At 43.6% G+C, this 12,677-nt stretch carries 11 protein-coding genes; 8 read left to right on the forward strand and 3 right to left on the reverse strand.

Annotation, left to right across the window (positions count from 1 at the left end; genetic code table 11):
• The first annotated feature begins 40 nt into the window (after window positions 1–40).
• Window positions 41–886: a DUF3530 family protein gene (locus ABMY45_RS12245; protein WP_349288926.1), complete on the forward strand. Its 846-nt coding sequence runs from the start codon at window positions 41–43 to the stop codon at window positions 884–886.
• A gap of 9 nt (window positions 887–895) precedes the next feature.
• On the opposite strand, the gene djlA is transcribed toward ABMY45_RS12245, so the two are convergent.
• The 3 genes from djlA to ABMY45_RS12260 are packed head-to-tail and all read right to left on the reverse strand — an operon-like array spanning window position 896 to window position 3,427.
• Complete coding sequence (djlA, locus tag ABMY45_RS12250) at window positions 896–1,741, reverse strand: co-chaperone DjlA (protein WP_227386887.1); 846 nt, start codon at window positions 1,739–1,741, stop codon at window positions 896–898.
• On the reverse strand, window positions 1,731–2,423 hold the full coding sequence (gene murU / locus ABMY45_RS12255; RefSeq protein ID WP_102057425.1) for an N-acetylmuramate alpha-1-phosphate uridylyltransferase MurU: 693 nt from the start codon (window positions 2,421–2,423) through the stop codon (window positions 1,731–1,733). The genes djlA and murU overlap by 11 nt, the downstream gene beginning before the upstream one ends.
• An 8-nt stretch (window positions 2,424–2,431) precedes the next feature.
• On the reverse strand, window positions 2,432–3,427 hold the full coding sequence (locus tag ABMY45_RS12260) for a phosphotransferase (protein WP_349288927.1): 996 nt from the start codon (window positions 3,425–3,427) through the stop codon (window positions 2,432–2,434).
• A 112-nt stretch (window positions 3,428–3,539) separates the two neighbouring features.
• On the opposite strand from ABMY45_RS12260, the gene lptD reads away from it, so the two are divergent.
• The 7 genes from lptD to ABMY45_RS12295 all read left to right on the forward strand — a co-directional run bounded on the left by lptD (window position 3,540) and on the right by ABMY45_RS12295 (window position 12,604).
• Entirely contained in the window at window positions 3,540–5,786 is a 2,247-nt protein-coding gene (gene lptD / locus ABMY45_RS12265; RefSeq protein WP_349288928.1) for an LPS assembly protein LptD, read from the forward strand.
• A gap of 15 nt (window positions 5,787–5,801) precedes the next feature.
• Entirely contained in the window at window positions 5,802–7,094 is a 1,293-nt protein-coding gene (gene surA, locus ABMY45_RS12270) for a peptidylprolyl isomerase SurA (RefSeq protein WP_010606008.1), read from the forward strand.
• 5 nt (window positions 7,095–7,099) lie between these two features.
• Window positions 7,100–8,092, forward strand: coding sequence for a 4-hydroxythreonine-4-phosphate dehydrogenase PdxA (gene pdxA / locus ABMY45_RS12275; protein ID WP_174169782.1), 993 nt, complete (start codon window positions 7,100–7,102; stop codon window positions 8,090–8,092).
• The gene (rsmA, locus tag ABMY45_RS12280) at window positions 8,089–8,895 is read left to right on the forward strand and encodes a 16S rRNA (adenine(1518)-N(6)/adenine(1519)-N(6))-dimethyltransferase RsmA (RefSeq protein WP_010606006.1); all 807 of its coding nucleotides are present in this window, start codon (window positions 8,089–8,091) and stop codon (window positions 8,893–8,895) included. Before pdxA ends, rsmA begins: the two co-directional genes overlap by 4 nt.
• A complete protein-coding gene (gene apaG, locus ABMY45_RS12285; protein ID WP_010606005.1) occupies window positions 8,879–9,268 on the forward strand; it encodes a Co2+/Mg2+ efflux protein ApaG in 390 nt (129 codons plus the stop codon). Before rsmA ends, apaG begins: the two co-directional genes overlap by 17 nt.
• A gap of 99 nt (window positions 9,269–9,367) precedes the next feature.
• The gene (locus ABMY45_RS12290; protein WP_174169781.1) at window positions 9,368–10,165 is read left to right on the forward strand and encodes a symmetrical bis(5'-nucleosyl)-tetraphosphatase; all 798 of its coding nucleotides are present in this window, start codon (window positions 9,368–9,370) and stop codon (window positions 10,163–10,165) included.
• Between the two features lie 423 nt (window positions 10,166–10,588).
• Window positions 10,589–12,604 (forward strand): methyl-accepting chemotaxis protein, encoded by a 2,016-nt coding sequence (locus ABMY45_RS12295; RefSeq protein ID WP_349288929.1) that lies wholly within the window; start codon window positions 10,589–10,591, stop codon window positions 12,602–12,604.
• Window positions 12,605–12,677: the final 73 nt, after the last annotated feature.

Raw genomic sequence — 12,677 nt, forward strand, 5'->3', positions numbered from 1 at the left:
CTGGTCGATAACCAATTATGATATTTTACGCGCTTGTACCATGATCATCAGAACGCTTTTATTACTTGTTACCGCTTTACCCGCGACAACTTTTGCAGCAGAACATATTGATGCAGCACCGCTTGGTTCTCTTTATCAGCAAGACGCTAATCGGTTCTACGAGCCATCGCAATTGATTAAGTTGGAAAGCGAAAACGAGAGCTTTTATGTATTTCATCAAGAATATATGGCAGCTGCTCGTGAAGGCATCGTGATCTTATTACCAGACATGCAAACTCCACCCCTCAATAACAGCGGCATAAGCTTTCTTGCAAAACGCTTAAGCGATGATGGCTACGACACCTATACCCTTACTCCGCCAGACCTTTCTTATGCACCGAGTCTGCTAGAGCAAGACATCGCGCTCCCCGATGCTGAAAAACCGGCTCAGCAAACGCTTGCACCCATTTCAGAATTTAATCTCGACGAATATAAAATGGCCCTGATCAGCCGCTTTGAGGTGCTTTACAACACCCTGTCCATGACTCAAACAGAAAAGTTGGTGGTTGTCGCATTTGGTAATAGCGCAGGTTTATTCGGTGAGCACTTAGCTACCCTGCCCAATCTACGTATCGATGCCTTTGCCGTTGTTAGCCCACAACTGCCTAATGCAACGCGGCAAAAGCACTTAGCATCCAACCTTTCTCTGATAAGCCCTGCTTTACTGGATGTTTACTACAGTTTTGACAATCCTATTGTGGTCGACAATACGCCGGACAGAGCGCGCTGGGCGAGAAAAAACAGTAAATTAGATTATCGCCAACGGGAGCTTTTTGGAGAAAAAACCGATCCACTCCAACATCAAAGGCTCAGAAAGGAGTTACTCGGCTTTTTACGCGTCTTATAGTGTTTCAAGTTAGCTCTTTTTTAAATATTCATAGGCAGACTGAATATCTTGGCTTTTACGCTTTGCAACTTCCATCATATGCTTAGGTAATCCCTGAGACACCAATTTGTCAGGATGATGCTGCGACATCAGTTTGCGGTAAGCTTTTTTGATATCACGCTCATTTGCCTCTTCATTCAATCCCAGTACAGCCAAAGCTTTAGCACGGCTTAAGCCATTATCTTGTGATGCTGGTTGACGGCCGCCATGTTGCTGGTATTGATGTTGCGATCTCCCCGACGCCTGTGAGCGGCGAAACTCAAATTCTGCTTGGTAGCGTTTTAGCAGGAATAAAAAGTGTGTTTCTGCAAAGCCTAAATACTTGCTCACTTGTTTAAGTAAGGCCTTCTCCGCATCAGACACATGACCATCACAAAATGCCATTTGAATTTGAATCTCTAAAAACAGCTGCCTCAAGTCATAGCGTCTGGCAAAAGCTTCTTTAAAATCGGTAACCGCTTCTTTTATCGAAAAGTCACTGCTTTTTCCCGCAGTAAACGCATGTTGTGCTTCTTTTCGCTCTTCACCCTGCAAGCCCATTTCGCTCATAAACGCAGACGCAGCTTGAATGTGGATTTCGCTGACTCGACCATTAGACTTCGCAATATGTCCCATCACAGAAAAACAGCTGGAAAAGAACAAGGCTTGGCGCTCATGCAGATCTTCACCTTTCATGAAACCTTGAAAGCCACCGACTTTATCAAAATCCTGACGCAAACTTTTATCAAATAAATGGCCGAGATAAAAACCTAAAATAGCACCTAGCCAACGACCAAATAAAAAGCCGAAAATTGTGCCTAATAATTTACCCCACATCGCTATATCCTAACTTTTCGTTGATCATTTTTAGTCGCTCTGGCGTGCCGATGTCGTCCCATGCGCCCAAATACAGTTCAGTAGAAACTTTATGCTGCTCAAGTCCACTGCGCAGCAACGGCCCTAGTTTTATAAAGCCAGCCCCAAGCTCGGTAAAAAAACTTTGGTGATATTTGCCAATGCCAGACAAGGTATACTTTTGCTGATTGAGCGGTTGATGGGCAAGGCAAAAATCGCCTTCAGGATTATGTTCGGGATTTTCTACCAACACAATGTGCGCCTCGCAATGGCCCTCTGCTGTGCTGCCGAGCTGTAACTGCACTAAGCTGCTGACATCATAGTCCGTAAAAATATCGCCATTGAGTACAATAAAGCTGTCATCCTGTTCACATAACATCGGCAGTGCTTGAATGATTCCACCTGCGGTTTCTAATCCACCCTCAGGTTCATCACTGTACTCAATATTGACACCGAAGTGACTACCATTGCCGAAATAGTCTTTTATCACCTGACCTTGCCATGCAAGATTTATCACGATATCGCAGATCCCAGCCGCTTTTAAACGCTCGATATGATGCTCAAGTAGTGGTTTTCCTGCGACGTTAAGCATAGGTTTTGGTTGGTTCGCGGTCAGTGGCATCATGCGTTTACCACGACCAGCAGATAAAATTATCGCTTTCATTGTTACTTCTATTTTGTGCCTAATTTGGCCTGCGCTTGAGGCATTATGTCATTCTCTAGCCAGCTTGCAAGCCACTGAAATTCTTTATACTTATTCGCTACTTCAACGAGGTAGCGTAACGTTGGCAAAATATTTTCTAAGTACCCGCCTTTGCCGTCTCGCTGCAATAGGCGAGTAAAAATCCCGGCAGCTTTAAGGTGCCTTTGCATCCCCGTTAAGTCAAAGTAATGTTGATAGGTGCTAAAATCCATGCCGCCTAATAAATTTGCCGCTTTTAAACAATCAAAACTATGTTGCTGAAGCTCGGTAAACTCATGTACATCAAGACGAGTATAACAATCCCGCAACAGAGAAACCGCATCATAAGTGACAGGTCCTTGTACCGCATCCTGATAATCAATGAGATACCACTGAGACTGATGACATATCAGGTTGCGGCTATGAAAATCTCGATGCATCGTGGCCTGCGGCTGACGAGTCATCGCATCAACGAGTTTCAACTTCACATTATGCCATTGCACTTGTTGATATTCGGTGGGTGTTAAACCAAGCCATTTTGTTACAAGCCACTCGTAAAAGATATTAAGTTCCATATCAACGAACTCAGCATCATAGGGCTTCATCCATTCACTCTTTGGTGTTTTGGCTATTTCTGGAATAAGCGCTATCAACGCACGATAATCCTCTAGCCGAGAAGGCAATGCTAACCTATCGGCCAAATGCTCAGAGCCTAAATCTTGTAACAGTAACAGCCCTTGTTCTTCATTATTTGCAAGGATTTGTGGCACATTAAGGTCTTGCTCTGCAAACACCGTATTTAAACCAATAAAAGGGGCATTATCGAGTTTATCGACCGGTGTCTCCATTAAGATCCACGACATCGTTTGTTGTTTGACGCGATAATAACGCCGGAAACTGGCATCCGAGGTGATAGCCTCACACGTAAAATCGTCGCTATGTATTGCTTGCTGTATAAACTCGACGCGCTGGTTTTGACTATTCATGGATTAACTATTACACCTTCTACTTGTAAATATTTAAATGCTACTGTATTTCCGACAGTTTTCATTTATCATGATGAGCTTATTATTAAATGCTCAGCTAATAGGTTATTAAATGCGCAAAATTTGGGGCTTGGCTGTATTATCCGCGATTCATTCTACAGCTTTTGCTAATACGAACATTGTCGCCGCACAATGTAAAGACTATATGCAGCCAGAAAACTGGAAGCCGTTAGCCTCGCTGCCCAAACATGCCATTGATATCGTTGCCGATGACTTAGAACTACAAGGTACTGATAGTGCTGAGTTTTCGGGTAATGTGGTGATTAACACTGAAACCATGAGCTTAGAAGCTAGACGTGCGCTAATCGATAAAAAAGAAGGCCTGCTCAGCGCTTCTGGACCACTACTCTATCGTGACCAATTTACCAAAGTTCACAGCAATGGGCTATTCGCGGATTTAAATGCTAACACCGTGAGCTTGCTTGGTGCTGAATACGAATTAACAGACCAGCTGGGGCGCGGTGGTGCAGAGAAGTTGCATGCCTCTGGCAGCAAAATTTCACTCGACAACTCTAGCTTCACCACGTGTCCTGCTGATGACCCATTTTGGAGTATCGAGGCAAGCAGTATTGTACTTTCTCGAGAAGACGGTTGGGGTGAAACCTATAATACGGTGTTCAAAATTATGGACACGCCAATTATCTATTTACCCTACTTTACGTTTCCAATCGATGATAGACGAAAATCTGGCCTGCTGACACCGACAATTTCCAGCTCAAATAAGTTTGGCTTGGAGCTGATCACCCCTTATTATCTCAATCTAGCTCCTAACTACGACGCGACCCTAACACCAAGGTACATGGCTAATAAAGGATTTCAGCTTATTACCGAGTTCAGATATTTAACTGAACAACATCAAGGTAAAATTGGCGTCGAATACCTCAGTAAGGATGATTCCGAGCCACAGCTAGACGATCGCTATTTAGTGCATTGGCAACAAAAAAGCTATTTAAGTGATAAATGGCGTGCGTTTGTTGATGTTACAAATGTGAGTGACGATAACTATCTCACTGACTTAACATCCGAATACGCCAATGAAACTGACACTCAGTTATATCGCACCGGCAGTCTAAGTTACCTTGGTGAAGACTGGTTAGTCGACTTAAAGTTGCAAGATTTTGAAGTGTTGGGTGACCACAGAGAATCCTACACTGCACTACCGCAAATTAGCTTCCGTACACGGGACAGCTATGAACTTGTTGGCCTTGATTGGGACTTTGAGGGTGAGTTTGCCTATTTTCAAAATGATGCTTTGCCAATCTCAGAGGCGTCGCGATTACACCTAGAGCCTCGCGTGTCTTTTTCACGCAGCGACTACGCTTGGTCATTTACCTCCGAGGCACGCCTACTTCACACGCGTTATGAACAAAATATAGATATGCCTGATACAGAGTATGATGAGTCTGTCACGCGTACATTGCCTAGTTTACGGGTACACGGACAACTGAACTTTGAACGCAGTACAGAGTTCTTTTTTGAACAAGGTACGCAAACGCTTGAGCCACAAATTCAGTACCTTTACACACCTCACAGAGAGCAAAGCCAAATTGGCTGGTACGATACCGCTAAGTTACAAGATGACTTTATTGGTCTGTTTAGAGCACGCCGTTACTCTGGTTATGATCGGATTGCAGAAGCCAATCAATTCACCGTGGGTGCAACCACGCGTGTATTCGATAACAGTAATGTCGAACGCTTTAACTTCAGTGCAGGTCAGATCATTTATCTTGAGTCATCTGTAAAGCCTTCTGAACAGCTATTTACTGATGATACCAACTATAATGCACTATTTGCCGCTGAATCCATGTTACATTGGCATAAGCGCTGGTACCTCTCAGGTGGGGTGCAATATGATGTGGATAGCAAAGAGTTAGTGCAGTCTCACTTTACTTTGGACTATAAAGGTGACGATAAGCAGTTAGTGCAATTGAACCATCGTTATGTTAATGATGTCTCAGACTATGAAATTGACCAAGTCGGTCTCTTTACAAGTTTACCAATTGACGATAACTGGCAATTTGTAGCAAGCTATCACCGAGATATGACGGCAAATAGAAGTGTTGAATCCTTTGTTGGTGTTCAATACCAGTCTTGTTGTTGGGCTATTCAGGTGACTGCGAATCGTCAAATTGAAACAAACTTAAACCAAACACTTACAAATGATGAAGCAGTGTTTGATTCTGGCTTCAGCCTGAAATTTGTCCTTACAGGGCTTGGAAGCCAAAGCAGTGGTGATGCGAGTAAACTCCTTCGACAGGGTATTTTTGGTTACCGTAGACCGTATTTTTTGAATAAATAGAATTTAGAAAGCCGTATGAATTTAAAAAAGTTGTTATTAGTGGCCTCCTTAAGTGCAGGCCTGTTTACTCAAGCACATGCTGAGCGTGTAAAGCTAGATACAGTTGTTGCCACAGTAAATGATGGTGTAATTTTACAAAGCGAAGTCGATCAAATAATAAATCGTGTAAAAGAACAGGCTGAGCAGCAAGGTACCGAACTTCCTAGCGATAGAACATTACGCTTACAAGCCATCGATAAACTCATTGAGCAATCTTTAATGTTGCAACTGGGTGACCGTATGGGTATGCAAATTTCAGATGCTCAATTGGATCAGACCATTGCGAATATTGCCCAAGACCAAGGTGGTACTATCGCTGATTTACGTCGCTCAGTTGAAGCTAGCGGCGAAAGCTTCCCGGCATACCGAGAAGAGATCCGTAAAGAAATAACCACAAGCCAAGTGCGCCGTGCCAGTGTTGACCGCCGTATTTATATTAGCCCTCAAGAGGTGACTAACCTGCAAAAAATATTGAGTGAGCAAACGGGTAACTCGGAAGAGTATGATATCGGCCATATTTTGATTAAGATCCCAAATAAAGCGACTCCAGAAGAAATTGAAGACGCTCGTGAGCGCGCTGATAACGTGATTAAGTTTTTGAACGAAGGTAAAGAGTTCAAGCGCATCGCAATTGCTTCTTCTAGCGGCTCAAAAGCGCTCGATGGTGGTCAATTAGGCTGGATGGGAATTAACGAAATGCCAACCTTGTTCGCTGAGGCCATAAAAGGTGCGAAAAAAGACGACATAGTTGGTCCACTGCGCTCAGGTGCAGGTTTCCACATTCTAAAAGTACAAGATATTCGTGGTCGTGAAGTCGTTGAAACTGTTGAGGTGCGTTCACGTCATATCTTAATCAAGCCGTCTATTATCCTAAGTGAAGAAAAAGCACGCTCAATGCTAACTGGCTTTGTAAAAGACTTGCGCGCAGGTACCGCTGACTTTGCAGCGCTGGCTAAAGAATATTCTGAAGATCCAGGCTCTGCACTTAAAGGTGGTGAGTACGATTGGACAGATCCAACTACATACGTACCTGCGTTTAGAGACACTCTGTTGTCGCTAGAAAAAGATCAGATCAGTGAACCATTTAGAAGTACATTTGGCTGGCATATTGTACAACTGCTAGATAAACGCGTAGCCGATAAAACAGAACAAGCCAAGTTAAATCGCGCACACCGTCTGTTGTTTAACCGTAAATTTAAAGAAGAAAGCTTTAAATGGATTAAAGAAATGCGTGACCAAGCGCATATTGAAATTATCGAAGCGGAATAACGGCTATGACACTCAGAATCGCAATTACACCGGGTGAGCCTGCAGGTATTGGCCCAGATCTTGTTATCAAACTGGCTCAGCACGCATGGCCTGCTCAGTTGGTTGCGGTGGCTGATAAAAGTATTCTAGAAAAACGCGCCAAAGAACTCGGTGAGCAAATCAAGTTGCTGCCATTTGACAGCGAAGCTGCGCCTGAAGCGGCACCTGCTGGTGCCATTTACTACCTTCAAGTAGACAAAGGTGCTGAAGTGGTCGCTGGTCAATTAGATGAAGCCAATGGCCATTATGTGCTCGAAACCTTGCGCATTGCCTCTGAAAAGAATATGGATGGGACATTTGCAGCGGTAGTCACGGGCCCAGTTCATAAAGGCATTATTAACCAAGCTGGGATCTCGTTTAGCGGCCATACTGAGTACTTTGCACAACAGTCTGATACCGCTGATGTCGTAATGCTACTCGCAACCGAAGGGCTGCGTGTAGCGCTAGTAACTACGCATATCCCACTGGCGTACGTATCAAAGGCAATTACGCCTGAGCGTCTCAGCAAAGTCATTCATATTTTACATCACGACCTACAAACCAAGTTTGGTATTGAACAACCCAGGGTATTAGTTTGTGGATTAAATCCGCATGCTGGAGAAAGTGGTCATCTTGGTCGTGAAGAAATAGAAACCATTGAGCCAACACTGGAAATGCTGAATAAACAAGGCATGAACTTGGTTGGACCGCTGCCAGCTGACACCCTTTTCCAAGCTAAATATTTAGATAATGCTGATGCTGTGCTCGCAATGTATCACGATCAGGGCTTACCTGTGTTAAAATATAAAGGTTTTGGAAACTCAGTAAACATCACCCTAGGATTACCCTTTGTTCGCACATCGGTTGATCACGGTACAGCGCTTGATTTAGCCGGCTCTGGTGATGTTGAAGTGGGTAGTTTTGAATTAGCGATCCGCGAAGCAATTAAGCTCGCAACCAAAAAAGCACAGAATGCATGACAGATAAAGTACATCTCGGACACAGAGCGCGTAAACGCTTTGGTCAAAACTTCTTAAATGACAACAATATTATCGACAAGATAGTAACTGCTATCGACCCAAAACCTGAAGACAATCTGGTTGAAATCGGTCCTGGTTTAGGTGCTATCACTGAACCTGTTTGTGATTTAAGTGGCCACCTAACCGTTGTAGAACTCGATAAAGATCTTGCCGAGCGCTTGATCCATCACCCATTCTTGGGACCTAAATTAACGGTTCACCAAGGCGACGCGATGAAGTTTGACTTCTCTTCTTTAATCAAAGAAGGGGAAAAACTGAAGATCTTTGGTAACTTACCTTACAACGTATCAACCCCTTTGCTATTTCACTTATTTGAGTTTGCAGATCAGGTCGAGCATATGCACTTTATGCTGCAAAAAGAAGTGGTTAACCGTATGGTTGCAGGCCCTGGCAGCAAGGCCTTTGGTCGCTTAAGCGTAATGACGCAGTACTATTGTCACGCTATTCCTGTGATCGAAGTGCCACCACATTGCTTTAAACCAGCACCTAAAGTTGACTCGGCCGTTGTTCGATTGATCCCAAAAGATCCGTCGCAACGTACAGCTAAGAGCACTAAGCTTTTGAACACTGTTTGTTTAGAAGCGTTCAACCAACGTCGTAAGACACTAAGAAATAGCTTATCGAACCTGTTAACCGAAGAGCAGCTGCGAAACTTAGGTATCGACCCTACACTTCGCGCTGAAAACCTGTCGCTTAACCAGTTTATTGAAATTGCAAATTGGATATATGACAACTCAAACTAATATTGGCTCACCTATCAAAGTATCGGTGGAGACCTTTTACGTTGAAGCGCAATCACAGCCTGAAAAGGATAAATATGTGTTTGCCTATACAATTACCATCAAAAACCATAGCTTATGTAATGCCAAGCTACATAGCCGCTATTGGCTCATTACCGACGCTAATGGCAAAGAGACTGAAGTCGAAGGTGAAGGTGTCGTTGGTGAGCAGCCCACTATTCGTCCTGGCGAGAGCTATCAGTACACCAGCGGCGCGGTGCTCGATACTCCCGTTGGTACAATGGAAGGGTTTTATTTAATGCGTAATGAGTTTGGCACTGAGTTTAAAGCGCCAATCAATGTATTTAGACTTTCCTGTCCAAATATTTTGCATTAATACCATTTTTATTTTGCGGAAGCGGGCTTACCCCGCGTTCCTCATACATGCTAGACATCAGAATAAAAACATTGAGTTATAAAAAACCACAGGTAATAAATGGCAAAATACGCAATTGGAGACTTGCAAGGCTGCTTCACTCCACTCATCGGGCTACTCGATCAAGTCAACTTTAACCCAAGCCAAGACCATTTATACTTTGTCGGTGACATCATCGCCAGAGGACCCGATTCACTTGCTTGCCTAGAGTTTCTCTATCAACACGCAGGCTCTATTAGCATTACACTCGGCAATCACGATCTCCACTTTTTAGCATGTCTTGCTTTGGGTGTCGCTCCGAACCCAAAAGATAAATTAGATGCGGTTTTTGCCAGCCCTAAATGCCAAAAATATGCTGACTTATTACGTGCACAGCCCCTCGCTATTTGGCTTGAAACACAGCAAACTTTTATTTCTCATGCAGGTATTCATCCAAGCTGGAATATTACGCAAGCGCTAGAATATGCACGCTTTGCCGAAACCATTTATCAATCAACAAAAGCCCCTGAGTTTTACGCCAATATGTACGGTGCTCACCCAGGACTTGAGCACAACAAGCTCAGTGAACAAGATAAATTTAAAGCCATTGTTAACGTCTTCACTCGAATGCGCTTTCTAAAACAAAATGGCGAACTGGATCTTAAGAACAAATCTGGCCTAAAAGATGCGGCAGGTCTCACTCCGTGGTTTGAGCTCAGCCAAACACCAGCCGAAACTACCCTACTTTTCGGCCACTGGGCTGCTTTGGAAGGCGAAACCAACAAGAAAAATATTATAGCCTTAGACACTGGCTGCGTGTGGGGAGGTCCTATGACGATGATAAATATCAACAGTGGTGAAAAGTACCAGCACAATTAAGCTATTTAACCTGAGGTTTGGATAAGAAATGAGCTAACTCGTTGTTTTTAAATTATTTCCTTATCTAGCCAGAGAGTTTTGGGGATAACCAGGCGAATTTACGCACCAATAGCTGGCTATTGGAAGTGAATTCAACGCAGTTAGCGCTAAAACTGGCTGCTAGAAAAGCATTAATTATCCGAAGCTCAGGTTATTTAACTTTCCTAAGTCGAATCTAGGGTAATCACCCACTTTAATTTTTACAAAACTAAGCTACACTCGAAGAAAACGTGAAGCTTATACTTTTTATCCGTTGAGCTGCTATTTTTTGTAATCCGACCTTTTTTACTGAATTTTTTTGTCACATCTGCTATAAAATACTTAACTTATCCGCAATAAATCCGATAAGTATCCGTATTGCTTTGTAAATTTTGTAGGACAGCTATGAATTTGACTGTTAGCCAACGTATTTGGGGTGGTTTTATTACCATCACCTTGTTGCTTCTTCTTATCGGGGGCAATTCTTTATTTAGAATTGCGAACATTGACAACTCAACTCAACAGGTTAATAACCTGTCTTTGCCAGCACTCTCTAAAAGCTCTGCGCTGCAAGTAGAGTTTACTTTAATGAGCAAAATGGCTCAGGGAAGTTTTTACGCGCGTTCAGAGACTGAACTGGCGACGCTAAAACAGCAATTTAAAGAGCGCCAGAAGATCTTCGACAAAACCTATTCAGAGCTGCAACAGGTCGTTGCCGCTAATAATAAATTGGCCTCAAGCAGTCGTGATGTTGGCAAAAGTTATGATGCGTTCGTAAAAGCCATGAACAGCTTGGTAAACGAGAAAACAACTGAGCTTTCGTTACGGGACAAATTAAAAGAGCAGTTATCTACTATCGATGTTGCCGCAGAAGATGCGACTATGGTGACGGTTGATATCATTGATTTGGATGGCTTAGAAGATGCTGACAAACGTGCTTTTCAAGCTGCAAATAACTTAGAAAATAACTTTTCTTCTGTTGTGACTAGCGCCAATGATATTGTTACTGTTGAAGACATCAATACACTGGAAATCGTAAGTAGGGATCAAAGCTACCTCGTTGAAGAGCTAGGTCGCAATATTGATTTGATGCGTGGCCCCGTTAGCGCGCTTGATAGTAGTTTGTTTGCTGATCTCGAAGGCTATTACACTAATTTGAAAGATGCAGTTACCGGCAGCAACAGCATCGCGGAAAATCAAAAACGCTTGATCAATGCGATAGCCGAGACACGTAAAGAACTAACCAATGCAGAAAAAACCACAAAAGCAGCCCTATCTCAGCTAGATGATTTACTCTCTGAAGCGAGCCAAGTCGCCTTTAACTTACAACAAGGCGTACGTGCCGATGTAGGCACAGCAAACCTATGGACTTGGATTGGTATGATAGTAGCAACGTTAATGGCCGTCGGTGTTGCCTACATTACCGTTAGTCGTATCACAAAACCGCTATCGGAAGTAAATCGAGTCTTAAACATTGTCGCCAGTGGCGATATGACACAGCGCTTAGATGACACAGCAAAAGATGAGTTTGGAGAATTATCTAGAAGCTGTAACACCCTAATATCTAGCTTGCGTGAGCTTATTACTGGCATCATTTCTCGTTCGACACAGCTTGCTGCAGCGTCCGAAGAAACATCGACTATCACTACAGAATCAAGCCAAGCAATTAAAAATCAGCAGGCACAGGTAGAGCAAGCAGCTACCGCTACAACTGAGATGAGTAGCACGTCTCACGGTGTAAGCAACAGCGCGCATCAAGCACTACAGGAAATTAAAAATGCTGATAAAGAAGCGGAGCGTGTCAAAGGCATCTCACATGAGAACAAACACACTATTGAGCAACTCGCAAGAGAAGTGGATGAAGCCTCTCGCGTGATTAACAAACTACATCAAGACAGCGCGTCGATAGGTAGTATTTTGGATGTTATCCGTGGCATTGCCGAGCAAACTAACCTCCTTGCACTAAACGCTGCAATCGAAGCTGCGCGTGCGGGTGAACAAGGTCGTGGCTTCGCTGTAGTGGCAGACGAAGTACGCTCGCTTGCAAGTAAAACTCAAGAGTCGACTCAAGAAATTCAAGCAATGATTGAATCCTTACAAGCCGGTGCCGAAGAAGCGGTAGGCGCAATGTCAAAAGGCAAGCAGCAGGCGGAGTCGTGCGTAAATCAGAGCGACCTTGCTAATGAAGCATTAAACTCTATCACTGCAGCCGTTTCTCAGGCCCATGATGTGAGTGAAGAGATTGCAAACGCGGCGAATGAGCAACAGCAGGTGGCACAGGAAATTAGTGAACGTTTGGAATCGATTGTAACAATCGCAGAGCAAACAGCTGAAGGCGCAAGCCAGACCTCAATCTCTAGTTCTGAGGTTGCTAAACTCGCCGAAGAGTTACGCTTATCGGTAGAGCAGTTTAAGGTTTAACTTTCTAACCTGAGCTTTGAGCAGGAAGCAATCTCAAAGCTTTAGGTGGTTTAGCCAAACCACCTAACACAAA

The organism is Pseudoalteromonas sp. XMcav11-Q (assembly GCF_040104525.1).
Classification (GTDB): Bacteria; Pseudomonadota; Gammaproteobacteria; order Enterobacterales; family Alteromonadaceae; genus Pseudoalteromonas.